This is a genomic window from Leeuwenhoekiella blandensis MED217 (genome assembly GCF_000152985.1).
Lineage (GTDB): Bacteria > Bacteroidota > Bacteroidia > Flavobacteriales > Flavobacteriaceae > Leeuwenhoekiella > Leeuwenhoekiella blandensis.
In genome coordinates, this window is sequence record NZ_CH672395.1 from 1,917,670 (window position 1) to 1,933,827 (window position 16,158).

17 protein-coding genes are annotated in these 16,158 nt (G+C 40.6%); 8 read left to right on the forward strand and 9 right to left on the reverse strand.

All coding sequences use genetic code 11. The annotated features are described in order from the left end of the window. Nucleotides 1-45: 45 nt before the first annotated feature. On the forward strand, nucleotides 46-1,095 hold the full coding sequence (locus tag MED217_RS08245) for a glycoside hydrolase family 43 protein (protein ID WP_009780045.1): 1,050 nt from the start codon (nucleotides 46-48) through the stop codon (nucleotides 1,093-1,095). A 220-nt stretch (nucleotides 1,096-1,315) separates the two neighbouring features. On the opposite strand, the gene MED217_RS08250 is transcribed toward MED217_RS08245, so the two are convergent. The 3 genes from MED217_RS08250 to MED217_RS08260 all read right to left on the reverse strand — a co-directional run bounded on the left by MED217_RS08250 (nucleotide 1,316) and on the right by MED217_RS08260 (nucleotide 6,232). Further along, entirely contained in the window at nucleotides 1,316-3,838 is a 2,523-nt protein-coding gene (locus MED217_RS08250) for a M14 family zinc carboxypeptidase (protein ID WP_009780046.1), read from the reverse strand. 194 nt (nucleotides 3,839-4,032) lie between these two features. Continuing rightward, entirely contained in the window at nucleotides 4,033-4,407 is a 375-nt protein-coding gene (locus tag MED217_RS08255; RefSeq protein ID WP_009780047.1) for a PUR family DNA/RNA-binding protein, read from the reverse strand. A 67-nt stretch (nucleotides 4,408-4,474) separates the two neighbouring features. Further along, the gene (locus MED217_RS08260) at nucleotides 4,475-6,232 is read right to left on the reverse strand and encodes an ABC transporter ATP-binding protein (protein WP_040533371.1); all 1,758 of its coding nucleotides are present in this window, start codon (nucleotides 6,230-6,232) and stop codon (nucleotides 4,475-4,477) included. 238 nt (nucleotides 6,233-6,470) lie between these two features. On the opposite strand from MED217_RS08260, the gene nusB reads away from it, so the two are divergent. The 3 genes from nusB (at nucleotide 6,471) to yajC (ending at nucleotide 8,281) form a co-directional block, all read left to right on the forward strand. Further along, the gene (gene nusB / locus MED217_RS08265) at nucleotides 6,471-7,418 is read left to right on the forward strand and encodes a transcription antitermination factor NusB (RefSeq protein ID WP_154648924.1); all 948 of its coding nucleotides are present in this window, start codon (nucleotides 6,471-6,473) and stop codon (nucleotides 7,416-7,418) included. 94 nt (nucleotides 7,419-7,512) lie between these two features. Then, nucleotides 7,513-7,977 (forward strand): DUF1573 domain-containing protein, encoded by a 465-nt coding sequence (locus tag MED217_RS08270; RefSeq protein ID WP_009780050.1) that lies wholly within the window; start codon nucleotides 7,513-7,515, stop codon nucleotides 7,975-7,977. 10 nt (nucleotides 7,978-7,987) lie between these two features. Continuing rightward, the gene (yajC, locus tag MED217_RS08275; protein WP_009780051.1) at nucleotides 7,988-8,281 is read left to right on the forward strand and encodes a preprotein translocase subunit YajC; all 294 of its coding nucleotides are present in this window, start codon (nucleotides 7,988-7,990) and stop codon (nucleotides 8,279-8,281) included. A 158-nt stretch (nucleotides 8,282-8,439) separates the two neighbouring features. Here yajC and MED217_RS08280 read toward each other — a convergent pair whose 3' ends face one another. From MED217_RS08280 to MED217_RS08300, 5 genes are all read right to left on the reverse strand, one after another. Further along, nucleotides 8,440-9,279, reverse strand: coding sequence for a ferritin-like domain-containing protein (locus MED217_RS08280; RefSeq protein ID WP_009780052.1), 840 nt, complete (start codon nucleotides 9,277-9,279; stop codon nucleotides 8,440-8,442). Nucleotides 9,280-9,305: 26 nt separating this feature from the next. Then, complete coding sequence (locus tag MED217_RS08285) at nucleotides 9,306-10,034, reverse strand: ferritin-like domain-containing protein (protein WP_009780053.1); 729 nt, start codon at nucleotides 10,032-10,034, stop codon at nucleotides 9,306-9,308. Between the two features lie 316 nt (nucleotides 10,035-10,350). Then, the gene (locus MED217_RS08290; protein WP_009780054.1) at nucleotides 10,351-10,962 is read right to left on the reverse strand and encodes a M15 family metallopeptidase; all 612 of its coding nucleotides are present in this window, start codon (nucleotides 10,960-10,962) and stop codon (nucleotides 10,351-10,353) included. 12 nt (nucleotides 10,963-10,974) lie between these two features. Further along, complete coding sequence (locus tag MED217_RS08295) at nucleotides 10,975-11,256, reverse strand: DUF3817 domain-containing protein (protein WP_009780055.1); 282 nt, start codon at nucleotides 11,254-11,256, stop codon at nucleotides 10,975-10,977. Continuing rightward, the gene (locus MED217_RS08300) at nucleotides 11,257-12,012 is read right to left on the reverse strand and encodes a YqaA family protein (protein WP_009780056.1); all 756 of its coding nucleotides are present in this window, start codon (nucleotides 12,010-12,012) and stop codon (nucleotides 11,257-11,259) included. Between MED217_RS08300 and MED217_RS08305 the strand changes: the two genes are divergently transcribed. Then, entirely contained in the window at nucleotides 12,013-12,732 is a 720-nt protein-coding gene (locus MED217_RS08305) for an SDR family oxidoreductase (protein WP_009780057.1), read from the forward strand. A 74-nt stretch (nucleotides 12,733-12,806) separates the two neighbouring features. On the opposite strand, the gene MED217_RS08310 is transcribed toward MED217_RS08305, so the two are convergent. Then, on the reverse strand, nucleotides 12,807-13,187 hold the full coding sequence (locus MED217_RS08310; RefSeq protein ID WP_009780058.1) for a hypothetical protein: 381 nt from the start codon (nucleotides 13,185-13,187) through the stop codon (nucleotides 12,807-12,809). Between the two features lie 253 nt (nucleotides 13,188-13,440). On the opposite strand from MED217_RS08310, the gene MED217_RS08315 reads away from it, so the two are divergent. From MED217_RS08315 to MED217_RS08325, 3 genes are read left to right on the forward strand one after another with little or no spacing between them, the layout of a single operon-like run. Continuing rightward, on the forward strand, nucleotides 13,441-14,970 hold the full coding sequence (locus MED217_RS08315) for a DEAD/DEAH box helicase (RefSeq protein WP_009780059.1): 1,530 nt from the start codon (nucleotides 13,441-13,443) through the stop codon (nucleotides 14,968-14,970). Between the two features lie 10 nt (nucleotides 14,971-14,980). Then, nucleotides 14,981-15,697 carry a DUF2490 domain-containing protein gene (locus MED217_RS08320; protein ID WP_040532677.1) on the forward strand — a complete coding sequence of 239 codons (717 nt, stop codon included), beginning with the start codon at nucleotides 14,981-14,983 and terminating at the stop codon, nucleotides 15,695-15,697. Between the two features lie 24 nt (nucleotides 15,698-15,721). Continuing rightward, the gene (locus MED217_RS08325; RefSeq protein WP_009780061.1) at nucleotides 15,722-16,039 is read left to right on the forward strand and encodes a hypothetical protein; all 318 of its coding nucleotides are present in this window, start codon (nucleotides 15,722-15,724) and stop codon (nucleotides 16,037-16,039) included. Nucleotides 16,040-16,158 lie beyond the last annotated feature (119 nt).

Genomic DNA, 16,158 nt, shown 5'->3' on the forward strand with positions numbered 1-16,158 from the left:
ACTTGTAAATTAAATGTGAATTAGACACTTTTAATTTTTCAATCTATGAGATCTATTTATACGTTAAGTTTAGGAGTACTTGCGCTTGTCGCGGTTTCCTGTAAACAAACTCAGGAGTCTGTTGCAAGCGAGGCTTCACAAACTGAGGCGGAAGCCTGTGCAGAAATGCCTTATAACAACCCCATCGTTGGTCAGCGGGCTGATCCCTGGGTGTATAAAGATGCTGACGGGACCTACTATTTTATTGCCACAGCTCCAGAATATGACCGTATTGAGATCAGAAAGTCCAATAGCATTAACGGTCTAGGTACTGCCGAGCCACAGGTAATCTGGACGAAACACGAAACCGGCAAAATGGGGCATCATATCTGGGCTCCTGAGCTTCATAAGATCGATGGGAAATGGTATGTGTATTTTGCTGCCGGTGAAGCAGAGAACGTATGGAATATTAGGATGTTTGTGCTTTCTACCGATGCTGCAGATCCTACCCAAGGCGAATGGGTAGAAGAGGGGCAGATCGCTACAGAGCGCGACTCTTTTTCACTTGATGCCACTACTTTTGAACATCAAGGGAAACGATATCTGATCTGGGCACAGAATGTGCGTGAAGGCGAGAATACTTCATTGGTGATGTCTGAAATGGAAAACCCTACGACCTTGACCGGCCCAGAGATCGTGATCACCGATCCTGAATTTGACTGGGAGCGTATAGGCTATAAAGTAAATGAAGGTCCGGCAGTGCTGAAACGCAATGGAAAGATCTTTGTCACCTATTCTGCGAGTGCTACCGATAAAAACTATGCCGTAGGTTTATTATGGGCAGATGAGAACGCCGACCTGATGGACGAAGCTTCCTGGAACAAATCAGAAACTCCTGTCTTTGCAACGAATGCTGAAGCCAGACGTTTTGGTCCCGGGCATAACTCGTTTACCAAAGCAGAAGATGGTGAAACCGATGTGATGATCTATCATGCCCGTGTTTACGAGAAGATCCGTGGGAACTCTCTATATGACTTTAACAGACATACCCGTGCGCGTATCGTAAAATGGGATGAGCAAGGTTTTCCTGATTTCAGACAAGAACAACGTGACTAAAAACAGCTAGTATAAACCGACATAGAAGAAGTCTTAGACTCTTATAATCTTTGGTAGGTATCCAATAAAAAAATCCCCTCAAGTTTGCTTGAGGGGATTTTTTTATTGGCGCCGCCAAAGGGTTTAATTCTTCGAGGCTTGCCTCGAAATTGAAAATTCGTTACCAAGCAATGCCTCGTGGGTTTGTCCTGAGGTAGTTTACGCTCTGTAAGTGCAGTTTTTACATCTGCTCACTAAAGAAGATTCCGTTCATAAAGAGTTTTGAAGTCCCGTACCAGAAAGCTCTAAAATTGGTATTGTCTGTAAAGATCAATACGTTTCCTCTTCCTGCGCCTTGATGTACAAAAGGGCGTGTTCCTTTGATCGCCTCATAATTGATACTGCTGATGTATCCTGCAGCAAGCGGCTCATCGGTATATTGAACCGGGTTTTTATAACTCGTTTCATCGGCTTCGATAAACAAGGTAGTATCTCTAAACAAACTGATCCTGTTGTTGTCATAACCAAATGCGATAGGATGCGAGCGGTCTAAAGTTGCTGTAAAAATAGCACCACCTATCACTTGTGCGCCGTTAAAATCTCTGCGTTGCTCAAAGCTGATGTTCTTTGCAGGATTTTCGGTACTCACGGTGGTGTAGTCTATAAGTCCTTGTCTTTTGATCCATCGCGCTGCATTCTTAAAACCGATGAGTGTACCGCCATTGCGTACCCAAGCAGCGATCTTATCTCCGGCAGCTTCATCCAGACCACCGCCCCAGCCGCTGGTAGGCATAATGATGGTGGTGTATTTGTTTAGATCACTTCGGTTGAGGTTGCGGGTATCTAATTTGGTAATGCTGATGTCAAAACGCGTGTCTAGCAGGTGCCAGATCTCTCCGGCGTCGTACGAGCTGATTCCGTCGCCTACCAGTAATGCGATCTTTTGAGGTTTCAAGGCTTCAAACTTGCGGCTTCCCAGATCTATTCCGTCAGTAAGTCCAGATTTAATAGGGTCAATAGTGAGGTGTGACTCTTTAGCAACCTTATCTAAGAACTTTTGGAGTTCTTCAGCATTCAGGCTTTGGTTTTGAACGGGGATCATCACCGTACCGTAATCATAGTCAATACCGTCTGCCGTAAAAGGTTGTAAGGCCACTTTAGCGCGTAAGCCTTTGTTTAGAATAGCGTTTAAGGCTTTTGGTGCATAATAATTACCCCAAGGCAACATATAGGCATAGCTGCTTTGAGCAAGGGTAAGCGGCGTAGCCAATTGTACACTGTCTATTTTACTTCCTGCCAGGCTAGCCGGTGCGCTGTCACTAAAATCAAGATTGAACGCCAGTTGAAAACTCCACGCCGAGATATCATAAAACAGACTGTCTTCAAAGCTGGTGCGCTTTTCAAACATTCCTTTTAAAAGGCGGCTGTGTTTTTGGCTTTTAGGAACCACATAACTGCTTTTAGGATCAAAGCTCAGGTCTTTTGTCGAATAGCTTTCGCTTGGCGTATACACGTCGATCTTATGACGTTGTAAGAGTTTTGCAAGGTGCGTAGCGCGTGCAGGATCGTTCTTGCTTCCGAAGATATACGCGTCATTACCCGCTTTATCTCGCGAGTTTGCATAGAAATCCCGCTGATAATCGAGCAGCTTTACACGCATTTCCTGTGCTGCTTCGAGCGTAGAAAGGAAAGCGGTAAACTGATTTCTAATCGTAAACGGAAAGGTAAGTAGGCCATTATCGGTCTCTTGCACGTGGCCGCGCGAGCTGGCTTGCTCAAATAAGATCCCTATACTCCCATTAATATCAGGGAAGGTAGAACCTTTACCGTAATAGAAATCGTCATAATCTTCTTCGGTATAATAGAAAGAGCCTAGTTTATCAAAAGCTGCTGCGTGGTATTTTCCAATTTCAGCAGTGAGTTCCTGATTCAGTTTAGGTGTTAACGGGTGTGTACGGCTTTGAATTCCCGGCTGAAAGAAAAAGGAAGAATTACTTCCCATCTCGTGATGGTCGGTCAAGATGTTGGGATGCCACGCGTGATAGGTTTTGATGCGCGCTTGCGATTCCGGTAATTCGGTTGGAAGCCAGTCGCGGTTAAGGTCAAACCAATAGTGATTGGTACGCCCACCCGGCCAAACCTCGCTATACTCGCGATCTTGAGGATCTGAAGATAGGTTTTGGTTTTTGTTGGTGTTGGCCCAATATGAAAAACGTTGCAAACCATCAGGGTTGAAAGATGGGTCAAATAAAACGACTACATTATCAAGTAGGGCGTCGATTTCCGGTCCTTGGGCAGCAGCCAAGTAATAGGCAGCCAAGAGACCGGCATTAGAACCACTGGGTTCATTACCGTGAATACTCATCCCCTGATAGGTAACGATAGGCATTTGTGCCGTATTTAAGTCTTCTGCGCCACTTTCGGTCAAGGCCTGATGTTCAGCTTTGATCTGCTCAATGTTGGCGTGATTTTCTGGAGAAGTTATGGTGAGTAAAAGTAACGGGCGGCCTTCAAAGGTCGTTCCTCTGCGGTCAATCGTGATTCGGGGAGAAGCGGCAGCCATCTTTTCCATATAGCTTACTAGCTGGTCGTGGCTTACGTGCCATTCTCCGGGCATATAGCCAAGAACTTCCTGAGGTTTAGGAATGTTGGGATCGTAAGAAACATTGTCTGGTAAGTAATAATCAAGTGTGGGATAAGAGACCTGTGCTTGTGTGGTCGTAAAAACTAGACCAACTAGGAATAGGAGTATGCTTTTTTTCATAAATAAAAGAATGACAATTAGGTTTGTTTTTAAAGATATCATTTTTAAACTAAACCGTTTGACTTAGGCCTAAACCCGATCTTCTCAGGCTGCTATTTATTGCGCGGGGAGGGGTGCCGTATTGCAATACCCTAAAAATCGGGATAAAAAAAAGCCGCAAAATTTGCGGCTTATAAATCTAGGTGATCGATTTTTTAAATATCGTCAAAACTTACGTCTGTAAATGCTTTTGCTGATTTTGTTTCCAGAACAGGCTCTTTGTCTTCTTCCTTTACATAATCACTCTGATGACGCTCACTGATCACTTCTTCTCCTTTTTCTTCAAGGATGTACGAGGTCATTTCATTTAAAATCTCAGAGAATCCTTCAAAATCTTCTTTGTAGAGATAGATCTTGTGTTTTTTGTAGTGAAAGGAACCATCGTCATTTGTGAATTTTTTACTCTCGGTGATGGTTAGGTAATAATCTCCTGCACGTGTAGATCGTACATCAAAGAAGTAGGTGCGACGCCCTGCTCTTAACACTTTCGAGAATATCTCATCATTCCCCTTCATTTCATTATTGCTCATAATCTATGTTTAATTAATACGCTTTATGCTTTCAAAAATGGAAAAAAATAAAATGGTGTACAAAATTTTATTCCATTTCTTTTTCGTCAAGTTGTTTACGGTAAAGTTCCTGATAATATCCCGGTTGGGCAATCAATTCATTGTGGGTGCCTCGTTGTATGATCTGGCCTTCTTCAAGAATGATGATCTTATCGGCATTCTTAGCAGAAGAGATACGGTGGCTTACCAAAATGGTCGTTTTGTTTGCCGCAATACGTTTAAGATTGGCTAAGATCTCTTCTTCAGTCTCTGTATCTACGGCTGAAAGGCTATCATCAAATAATAAGATCTGTGGATCTTTGATTATAGCGCGTGCGATAGAAACGCGTTGTTTTTGACCTCCACTAAGAGTGATACCGCGTTCTCCTAAAATAGTATCGTAACCTTTAGAGAAATCAACGATGTTTTTGTGAACCACGGCATTTTTAGCCGCCTGAATCACCTCTTCATCACTTGCCTGATTGTTACCAAACTTGATATTCTCTTTGATACTGTCACTAAACAGGAAGGCCTCTTGAGGTACATAACCTATTGCGGTACGCAAGTCTTTAAGGTTCAACTGGTCTATAGGCGTCTGATCTATTTGAATTGCACCGGTGGTGGTGTCATATAAGCGCCCTATAAGCTCCAGGATGGTCGATTTTCCGGATCCTGTTTTACCAATGATTGCTAAGGTTTCTCCATTTTTAACCTCAAAAGAAACGTCTTTAAGCGCGGTAATGTTAGTGTCATCGTAAGTAAAGCTTACGTTGTCAAACTTGATGCTTCCGGTAACCGGAGTATTTGCTTCGGTTTTATTGACCACCTCAGGCTTTTCCTTAAGAAATTCGTTGATGCGCTTTTGCGAGGCTTCGGCTTGTTGTACGAGCGAAGTGATCCATCCTACCGAGGCTACCGGCCAGGTCAACATATTCACGTAAATAAGAAACTCTACGATCACACCGAGATCAGGGATGCTTCCGTCAATGTATTTTTTACCACCAATATAGATCACCAGCAAGTTACTCACCCCGATCAAAGCGATCATCAAGGGAAAGAAAAACGCCTGAACTTTAACCAGGTCAAGGTTCTTTTCTTTATTGGTTTCGCTTAGTTTTTCAAAATTCTCATAAGTCTGCGGTTCGATCCCATAAGCCTTGATCACGCCAATACCGCTAAAAGATTCCTGAGTATACGTACTCAAATGTGATAAATACTGTTGAACGATCGTACTGCGTTTGTGTATGAGCCGGCTTAGCTGATAGATCGCCACCGAAAGAATAGGCAAGGGGATAAGCACGTACAAAGTTAACTCTGGAGCCGTATACAACATATAGGGGATAACCGTTGCAAAAAGAATAACCGTGGTCACACCATACATAATCGCGGGCCCCAGGTACATACGCACCTTACTTACGTCTTCACTTATACGGTTCATCAAATCTCCCGTACGGTTCTTTTTATAAAAATTGAGCGACAGGTTTTGGTATTGATCATAGACCTCGTTCTTAAGATCGGCCTCCATGTAGCGTGAAACCACGATAAACATTTGGCGCATTAAGAAGGTGAAAAAGGCAGAAAGCAGGGCAGCACCCAAGAGTAAGAAGAGCGTCATCAACAACTGCTGTTTTAGTTGGCTTAAATCACCACCCTCTTTGATATAATTCTCAACATACTTGATCATATCTCCCGAGAACTTGGGCGTTAGGATTGCAAAAATTCTGGCAACCAGTACGATGAAGAAGCCAAGAATAAGCTTCCATTTGTATTTTTTAAAGTATTTATTGAGATGCTGAAGTTCTTTCATAGAATGTTCTACTAGATCTGGGCGTGCGTCCTTTTTTGCTTTAGTATCAAAGCCGCGCAAAGATACACGATTCGGCGTGAAAAGCCACCGATAGATTTTTTAGATAAAAAAGTAATTATGGTTTCTAGAATGTTTTTAAAACGTATTTTTGCATCGATTTTTAAGCCGATTAGGCTTACTGGCTGGTTAGCTTGACTTGAAAATAACCCAAACCAATTAACCAAAGTTCTTTTGAATTATGCTTAACAGAAGGCACATACGCGTGAAAGTAATGCAAGCACTCTACGCCTTACATCAATCAGAAAATCCTGATTTGTTGAAGGAAGAGAAATTTCTAAATGCGAGCACCGCACAAATGTATGATCTGTATCTCATTTTAATAGATCTTCTCGTTGAAATCCACGCTCATGCCAAAGACATTCTAGAGCGTTCTCAGCAAAAAATGCTGGCAACAGAATCTGACAAAAACCCCAACCTTAAATTTGTAAACAACCCTGTTCTGATCAAGCTTTCAGAGAATGAATTGCTTCAGAAAGAACTTAAAAAGGCTAAACTGAACAACTGGCGTTTAGATAGCGAGTATGTGGTGTTGTTATACAACGCGCTGTTAGAAAGCGACTTTTATGCCGATTATATGGCTTCTGCGTCTACAGATTTTAAGCAAGACCGGGATTTTGTGATCGATTTCTTTACAGAAATCGTGGCGCCTAACGATAAGCTGTACGACTATCTTGAAGATTACCGTCTTACTTGGGTAGATGACCTTCCTGTGGTAAACACCACGATCGTTAAGCGTTTAGGAAAACTAAAGCCAAACTCACCTGAGAGTACAATTTTACCAAAGCTTTATAAAGACGAGGAAGACCGTCAATTTGCAAAAGACCTGTTGTTGCGTACGGCGCGCAACGACGAAGAGTATGAGGCCGAAATCTTAGGCAATACGCCTAACTGGGATCAGGATCGTATCGCAGCTTTAGATAAGATCCTTATCAAAATGGCCTTGTGCGAATTTTTAAGATTCTCGTCTATTCCTGTGAAGGTAACCATCAATGAATATCTTGAATTGTCTAAAGAATATTCAACGCCAAAGAGTAGCATTTTTGTAAACGGTGTTCTAGACCGTCTGGTTAAAAAATACAAGAAAGACAACCGACTTAATAAAGCAGGAAGAGGACTTATCGAGTAAAAAATAGCCAAAACAAGCGCTCAAGGCTTGAAAATGCTCTTATTGGGTAATAAATAAAATTGTATTTTTGGAACTCTAAAAAAGTAATAGAATTATGAAAAAAGTATTTTTTGCAGTAGGATTGGTTGCTGCACTTGCATTTACGAGTTGTAAAGACAACGCTTCAGACAAAGTAAAAGGAGAAAATGTAGAGATGGCTGCAACTCGTGATGCAGACGCAACGGTTTTCCCAACTATGGAATTTGAAGAAAAAGCTTACGACTTTGGAAACATCGCTCGTGGTACTGCCGTAGAGCACGTGTTTAAATTCAAAAACACCGGTAAAGCACCATTAGTAATTGTAGATGCTACAAGTACTTGCGGTTGTACCGTACCAAGTTATCCTAAAGATCCTATTCAACCGGGAGAAACAGGAGAGCTTCTTGTAAAATATAATGGTAGTGGCTTAAACGCTGTAACTAAAATCGTTACCGTAAAAGCAAATACCGAAAAAGGATCTGAAACAGTAAAAATTACCGCATTTGTACAGTCTGCTGAAGGACCGGCTGTAAACGGATAAGCTCTTATAAATGGAACAAATAACAAGTTTTTTACCTATTCTTTTGATGATCGCCGTGGTTTATCTATTTATGATACGCCCGCAGATGAAACGTCAAAAGGAAGAGAAAAAATTCGCTGAAGAATTAAAAAGAGGAGATCGTGTGATCACAAAAAGTGGTCTTCACGGCAAGATCTTAGATTTAAACGATACAACCGTGATCTTAGAATCAGGTGCCGGTAAAATGAAGTTTGAGCGCACTGCGCTTTCTTTAGAGCTTACCAAAAAGCTGAATGAACCGGCTAAAGTAGAGAAGAAAAAATAAGATAGATTCTCTTTAAAACAAAAAACACCCGAAGTACTGCTTCGGGTGTTTTTTGTTTAGGGTCGTTCGCTTAATGTGCAGGACTCATCCAAATCTAAAAAAGCTGCTTAACTTTTAAAGTAAAGGAGCTTTTGGTATATATGAAAGAAACTTGATTATTAAGATTCTATAAACAAGCTGGCAATGGTTACCGCTTCGTCACCGGTAAGGATCTCATCGTAAGCCTGTGTAGCAGCATCCATCGTAAACGGACTTCCAGAGCCTAGAGTGGTAACATCTAAACCACCTTGAATAATATTCGCTTCAGTAGTTGCTCCATCATAAACTGCTTGAGTGGCTGCCGGCATTCCTGCACCGCGTTCATTTCCTGTGATCCAACCTTCTAGACCTCTTAATCTTCTGATCTCTGAAGCGTGACGTGCTTCAACAGAATGGATTTGAAGTGCGGCAGTAAGTACGCCTGCACTGCCCATTAAATTGGCTGCCTGACCTTTATATGCACGTACACCGGTATCTTCAAATGCTTGTGCCAGTGCCAATAATTGAGCGTATGCTGTAGCTTGACCTGCTCCGTTTTCATTAAAAGGATCAAAGGTACCGCCAACAGTAAAGTCGAAAGAAGGTTTAGCCACAGGATCTGCGCCTGCGCCTTCAATAGCTGCTGTAAGAAAATCTACGTGTTGCGACTCGTGTTTAGAGATCTGCATATAGATAGCTTCGGCTTTTGCATTGTTTGAGAGTACGCCAGAATCAAGAGCCATAGCATAAAACTCATCTTCAAGATATTCTAAGGTTAAGGCCAAATTGAGTACGCCCACAACATCACCGGTACTTTGCGCCATCGCTTTATTAGAAGCTGTAGCAAGCCCAAACGGAACAGCTGCGAGTGCTGCTTTTTTACCTAAACTTCCCAGTTGGCCAAACATAGCACGTCTGGAAGTCATAGGTTCTTGCATTTTATCTGTAGTAAATTCGTCTAAAAATTTGATTAAATTCATTGTAGTAAGTTTTTAATGGTTAGTAATTACGCTCCCGGATTGTTGTATGTAAACGGTGTTACAAAAAATCCTCCTGCGGCTGAAATGACTTCAGCAGGAGAGGCCGCTAAGTCTAAACCGTTATCGTCTATAATATCATCACCAGCAAAGGCTGTATAGTCTGCGCTACCATTAATGATCGAGCGAATTGCTGCTGCGTGACGTGCTTCTACAGAAACGATTTTCCCTGCAAGCGTCAAATACACTGCAGTTTGAATGTATTGTCCGGCACCGTTATACGCACTTACTCCGGTATCCTCAAGAACTCTTGCTGTTCCTAAGACCGAATCTCTATTTCCAAAGTCAACACTGCTAAAATCAAATTCCAGATCGGCAGTCAATTGTTGTTCCATAGGAACATTTGCACCTATTGCAGCTTTAAAGAATTCACGATGATTTACCTCGTGATTATATAGATCTAAAAGAATAGCTTTTTCATCTGCTGAAGCGCTGGCGTAAAAAGAACCATTCACCACATTGGTATAAAAAGCAGCTTCCAATTGTTCTAATGCATACGCGTAATTTAAAACGCCAACATCACCAGTACCCAGGTCAAAAGTCCCGCCGCCCATCATGTTACCACTATCATCGTCATCACTACAAGAAGCAAGCAACAAACTAGATCCTGCAAGCGCAAGACCGCTTACTTTTAAGAAGTTTCTACGGTTTCTACCCACCGTTTGAGTCTTTACCTCAATTGATTTTTTCTTTTTCATAATTTGAGTTTCTTTGGTTATTAATACTTACAAAGACATACGAGGAAAAAAACTATGCGGTTTTTATTTAAGCCGATTTAACAAGGATTTAATAAAATAATCGAATTGGGATTGCTGTTTATACAGCTTTTTGGTTAAAACATTATCTGTACGCTAAATTGAATTTATTTCTAAACGTGAACGCTAGTGAGCTACTGAAGACGAAGGGTTTAGATCTGAAATGGGTAAGAGTAGTGATAAACGACAAAACTCCGAAAAACAAAATGTCTTTCAGAGTTTGGGTTATTTAAGTTTTTTAGATCGAGATGAATACTGATCAATCACATTCAAAATCAAAATCGATGATCTTGAAGTCGTAGTTCTTTTTATAATTGAAATGCCACCATTCTGTACGGATGGTTTCAAAACCAAAACGAATCATTCCTTCCTGAAGCAATTTTCGATTTTCTAGAACCTTTTGCGGTAAGGACGTATTGTCTATATGAGCTTCTTTACCAAAGTAATCGTGATCTGTTCCCATATCAACCGGTGTACCATCTAGCTTTTCAAGACTGATATCTACTGCTGCTCCGCGATTGTGTACCGATCCTGAAGTATACGGGTTGGCTACATATTGTGGGTTGGGGTATACCGCCCACATTTTCTTTTGCGCACTTACCGGTCTGTAGCAATCAAAAAGAACGATTCGGTAGCCCTTTTCGCAAAAATAATGATTGGCTTCCTTTAGCGCATTGGCGACTTCAGGTCTGAGATAACAGGCTGCACAGTCATAAAAGGCTTCTTCTAGAAAGTTATTGGTACTTGCATACCTGATATCATACGTAAATCTGTCGTTTAGCGTGTCGAGCTTTACCAAAGCTTCTGCTTGTTGTGCGTAAGAGGTAACTCCCAGAAAAACACTTAAGAATAGAACAAACGACTTCATCATAATAATTCGTGTTTAGGCTTTTCCTTTTAAATACTTGCGATCCATCCAGAAGGTGCCAAAGGGAATAATGGAACAGGCTAAGACGATGAGCAAGATTTTAAAGTTCCAATTCAATTCACTTTTTACAAGAATAGCCATCACCACGTATACCAAGAATAAAATTCCGTGCGCCATTCCTATCACCTGATTGGCCTCAGGCATATCAAATATGTATTTTAAAGGCATGGATACAAAGAGAATAAGAAGTAACGAAACACCTTCTAAAATACTGATAATCTGAAATGCTTTAATCATCTAAACCAAATTGAAAATAGCCGCGCCATACACCGCAAAGCGTACAAAGCGTAAAAGGCCAAATAAGAGGTAATTTATAAATGGATATTTTATCATCCCGGCTGCCATACTGCTTATTGCAAAAGGAACCGGAAGTACTGCTCCTACAATAATAAGAAAACCACCCCATTTACGGGCATTTTTAAGATGCTTAGCCATTTTAACTTCGAGATAATCATGTACAGCAGGGATGCGCGTAGAAGCTCTACCCATAAAATAGCTGATGATTCCACCGGTATACGAAAGTACCGCGATAAGCGATAGGTATAAAATAGGATCAGGCATCTTATCGCTCCAGGCGATAAAGATCTCTGGCGGAATAAGTCCGAGAATACTTTCAGAAATAAAGAAAACCGTAAGTACCCAGAATGGAGGGAAGGTATCGGTCATTTTGACCAAAAGCGCATTGATATCGATCACAAAGTAATGAATAGCCAGTAGTGCCGCTACAAATAGGATAACGGGAGTGAGCGCTTTTTTTAAACTTCCTCCAATAAACGAATAGAATCCGGTGAATTTATAGTATTGATGTAAAAGTCGCAGGCGGGACTTTTTCTTGGTTTTGCTGTCGTGACTCATTACTTTTTTTGCAAATATACTTTTTGAAAAACCTGAAGAAAAATTGTTTCTGCTAATATTTTTATAAATAGGCAGATTTAGGAAAATTTTAAAAAAACCTACGCCTGTATTGGGCTCAAGAACCCTTAATTTTAACATATGGAGAAATTTAAAGATAAAGTTGCGCTCATCACCGGGGGCACTAAAGGAATAGGAAGAGGCGTTGCAGAAGCGCTTCTCGAATTAGGTATGAATGTGGCCATTACCAGCCGAACGCTCACCGCAGCAGAAAAGGCAGCCGAGGAACTCAATAAAAAGGGTAAAGGCAAGGCGTTGGGTGTTAAAGCAGATGTGCGCTCGATGGAAAGTCAGGTGCAAGCTGTAGATGCTGTTATTAAAGAATTTGGTCAACTGGATGTGCTTGTGGCCAATGCCGGTCTTGGACATTTTGCAAGTATCGACGAACTTACTGCAGACCAATGGCAAGAAACGATCGAGACTAATTTAACCGGAGTATTTTACAGTGTAAAAGCCAGCTTGAATGAATTGAAAAAAGCGAAGGGGTATATTTTCACGATCTCAAGTCTTGCCGGTACCAACTTCTTTGCAAATGGATCTGCGTATAACGCGAGTAAATTTGGTTTAACGGGATTCACTCAAGCGATTATGCTTGATCTACGTCAGGATGATGTAAAAGTGTCTACGATAATGCCGGGTTCTGTAGCAACTCACTTTAATGGGAATGAGCCTTCAGATAAAGACGCCTGGAAAATACAAAGTGAAGACATAGGTGAATTAGTTGTTGATCTACTTAAAATGAATCCACGTACTTTACCAAGTAAGATAGAAGTACGTCCTTCTAAACCACCTAAGAAATAATATATTTTCAGGTATAAACTAAAAAAATCCGCGGTGAACACTGCGGATTTTTTTAGTTGTACTTGTAACGAAGATTAATGTTCTTCGGCATATTCTTGCATCGCCTCAACATAAGCTCTAAGGTCTAGGCGATTGGTTTTGTTTTCTGGTTCTGCAATTAAATTTAAAAGGTATAACAAACTTTCTGCAGGATCAAACGTACCTTCTTCGGTTTCAAACTCCTCTTCATAACCTTCAACAGGTTCTTCTTCTGGGATGGGAATATCAAAGGTTTGATAGGCTTCAATATGTTCAAAAGTCAAACGAATGGTTTTAGCAAGCAACGGACGTTTTTCTTCAACAGCATAAGGTCTAAGACTTTGTAAATCTTCTACTGCAGTATTGGTGATGATACCGTTGTGCTCAACATCGTCAATGAGCTTATTTATAAGTTTTATCGCTTTTGGATTCTTCAAAATGATGTGTTTAATGTTGACACAAAGGTAACAGATTAGGTATTTTATACGATGATGCTTTGCTAATTTTTTTCAGTTTTAAAATGGGTTCTAGTTACTTTTTATGAGGCTTTTAAAATTACGAGTTGTCCAAAGCAAAATTTCTTAAAACTTTCTGTCAAAATTATCAATCATGTAATTCTGTAGTCAATCTTTCGAGAAGCCCTTAAAATGCCTTATTTTTGCAAAATTCAACCTTAAACAAACTTCACTTTTGAGCGAAAAAGCATCTGCAAAAGATAACGGAAACGGAAAAGAATTATACAGCTATCAATTAAACGATCTTGATAAGATCTTTAATTGTATGGAGGAAGAGTCTGATGACTTCAATCTCCTGTACCAACTTCCGACGGGAGGAGGGAAGACCGTGATCTTTTCTGAAATCGTACGCCGCTATATCAAAGAGAAACAGAAGAAAGTGGTGATCTTGACGCACCGTATCGAATTGTCTTCTCAAACTTCAAAAATGCTTAAAGGCTTTGATGTGCCCAATATGGTCATCAACAGCAAGGTTAAAACCCTTGAAGGAAACGAAGACTATATGTGCTATGTAGCGATGGTTGAAACGCTTAACAACCGTTTGCAAGATGAGCAGATCGATATTAAAGATATAGGACTGGTCATCATTGATGAAGCTCATTACAACTCTTTTAGAAAATTATTCAGCTATTTTAAAGATGCCTTTATTTTAGGCGTTACGGCTACGCCATTGAGTTCGAATGTGAAATTACCCATGAAGGATAATTACCGTAAACTCATCATCGGGGAGAGTATAGGTTCGTTGATCGAAAAAGGCTTTCTAGCCAAAGCGAATATGCACACCTATGATGTAGGTCTCAAGACCTTACAGGTAGGTATCAACGGGGATTATACGGTTAAATCTTCAGAGATCCTTTATACCAATCACAGTATGCAGGAAAAGCTTCTTGCTGCTTATGAAGAGCGTGCTAAGGGTTCTAAAACGCTTATTTTTAATAACGGGATCAACACCTCGCGTTACGTTTATGAAACCTTTAAAGAAGCTGGTTACGACGTAAAACATCTGGACAACACCCACACCAATAAAGAACGAAAAGAAATACTGAAGTGGTTTAAAAATACACCGGATGCCATTCTTACTTCGGTAAGTATTTTGACTACCGGTTTTGATGAGCCATCAGTTGAAACGATCATTTTAAATCGTGCGACGCGCTCCTTAACGCTGTATTTTCAGATGATAGGTCGTGGTTCTCGAGTGCTTCCCAACAAGAAGACTTTTGAAGTGATCGATCTGGGGAATAATATGGCGCGTTTTGGTCTTTGGGATGCTCCAATGGACTGGAACGATATTTTCTTATATCCTGATTTCTATCTTGAGAATTTAGTAAGTGATGAAGAGATTGAACGTAATTTTGAATACGTGATGCCTCCAGAACTTCGCGCGCAATTCAGCAATAGTGAGTCTATAGATTTTGATATCAAAAAGGAATACGAAGATGTTTTTGCAAAAGGCTTAAAGTCGAAAGAAGCGCTAGAGCGTTCTATTGATCAACATGCACGTATCGTTTTTGAAAATACTGAAGATGTTTTTGATGCGCGTATTCTCGCTCGTGAATTGAAGGAAGAAATTCAATACCGTATACGCTTGTATTCGTATTGTATTATGAAGAATACCAAAAATTACAAAGATTGGTTAGAAGAAGATTATATGCGTAAATTGAGACTTAAACTGAGTCAGATGTACGCAAACGTGCCGGCTCAATAAGAGTCAAATCATGCAAATTTCAACAAGAAGATTACGGTTAAGTTTTCTCGTCGTTCTAAGTAGCTTTTTGCTTCAGCAAGAGCTTAAGGCGCAACGCGGAAATCACGAATTGGGCGGTTGGTATATGTATTTCTTTGATACTGATTTTGGCACGAGCAATTTTGGTATTATGGGCGATGTGCAACATCGCAGTTTTAATGTTGCCGGGGATTTCCAGCAGTTGATTCTCAGAGCAGGCTTGTCGTATAAAATAACGAATTCGACGCTTCGGGCTGTTGCGGGATATTCTTATTTCAACACGGGAACCTTTGGGCCTAGCAATGCGCAATTAAGAGAAGATCGTTTTTATCAGGATTTGATTTGGACCAATACGTTCTTTGAGGGGCGTATTGCTCTATTACACAGAATACGCATAGAAGAGCGCTTGATAGAAGATCAGGATTTTAGGTCTCGATACCGGTATTTTCTAAATGCCAAAGTACCTTTAAACACTAAAACCATAGGTCCTAAAACCTTCTTCACCTATGTCGCCGGAGAGTTTTTTATAAATGGTGAGCAAGATATAGGTGACGGGCAAACTGTGAGTTTGTATGATCGCACCTGGTTATTTGGTGGTTTGGGCTATCAAATCAAGAAGGGATTACGTGCAGAGGCGGCTTATATGCGTGAAATAACCAATACACAGACCAAGGGACAATTAATTTTAAGTTTATTTCACACTTTCTAAAAGACATTATATTAATTTAGCAATATGATTTTACAAAGCAATAGATTAAAAGCCGGGCTTAGCGTAATGCTGGTGTTGGCTATTTTTGCTTTTAAGATTGTAGATCTTCACCAATACGTTCACGGTAAAGATTCTGTAAAGGGAACGCATTGTGAATTGTGTTTACTTACCCATAAACAAAAACAAAGTCTTGATTACGACCTGCCTGTAAACTATACGTTTGAGGTTGCTTCAGCTCCTGAAGAATTTAAGGCTCCCCTACAAATTACCCAAGTTAAACTAACCGATAGGTTTTACTTTGGGAACTCTGCAAACAAGGCACCCCCCATATTATCAGTTTAATAAATTCCCAATGCGGAATGTTTAAGAGGTCTTCTAGACCTCGGCTAAAAGGTTTTGCTTTCAGTACTCGTGCTAAGTAAAATACTTTTATTCATTTATCTGATAATCGTCTTCTTACC

Bases quoted from the DNA above. Each gene is read 5' to 3' on its own strand.
- MED217_RS08245 (WP_009780045.1), top strand. From the start codon at position 46: ATGAGATCTATTTATACGTTAAGTTTAGGAGTACTTGCGCTTGTCGCG.
- MED217_RS08250 (WP_009780046.1), bottom strand. From the start codon at position 3,838: ATGAAAAAAAGCATACTCCTATTCCTAGTTGGTCTAGTTTTTACGACC.
- MED217_RS08255 (WP_009780047.1), bottom strand. From the start codon at position 4,407: ATGAGCAATAATGAAATGAAGGGGAATGATGAGATATTCTCGAAAGTG.
- MED217_RS08260 (WP_040533371.1), bottom strand. From the start codon at position 6,232: ATGAAAGAACTTCAGCATCTCAATAAATACTTTAAAAAATACAAATGG.
- nusB (WP_154648924.1), top strand. From the start codon at position 6,471: ATGCTTAACAGAAGGCACATACGCGTGAAAGTAATGCAAGCACTCTAC.
- MED217_RS08270 (WP_009780050.1), top strand. From the start codon at position 7,513: ATGAAAAAAGTATTTTTTGCAGTAGGATTGGTTGCTGCACTTGCATTT.
- yajC (WP_009780051.1), top strand. From the start codon at position 7,988: ATGGAACAAATAACAAGTTTTTTACCTATTCTTTTGATGATCGCCGTG.
- MED217_RS08280 (WP_009780052.1), bottom strand. From the start codon at position 9,279: ATGAATTTAATCAAATTTTTAGACGAATTTACTACAGATAAAATGCAA.
- MED217_RS08285 (WP_009780053.1), bottom strand. From the start codon at position 10,034: ATGAAAAAGAAAAAATCAATTGAGGTAAAGACTCAAACGGTGGGTAGA.
- MED217_RS08290 (WP_009780054.1), bottom strand. From the start codon at position 10,962: ATGATGAAGTCGTTTGTTCTATTCTTAAGTGTTTTTCTGGGAGTTACC.
- MED217_RS08295 (WP_009780055.1), bottom strand. From the start codon at position 11,256: ATGATTAAAGCATTTCAGATTATCAGTATTTTAGAAGGTGTTTCGTTA.
- MED217_RS08300 (WP_009780056.1), bottom strand. From the start codon at position 12,012: ATGTTAAAATTAAGGGTTCTTGAGCCCAATACAGGCGTAGGTTTTTTT.
- MED217_RS08305 (WP_009780057.1), top strand. From the start codon at position 12,013: ATGGAGAAATTTAAAGATAAAGTTGCGCTCATCACCGGGGGCACTAAA.
- MED217_RS08320 (WP_040532677.1), top strand. From the start codon at position 14,981: ATGCAAATTTCAACAAGAAGATTACGGTTAAGTTTTCTCGTCGTTCTA.
- MED217_RS08325 (WP_009780061.1), top strand. From the start codon at position 15,722: ATGATTTTACAAAGCAATAGATTAAAAGCCGGGCTTAGCGTAATGCTG.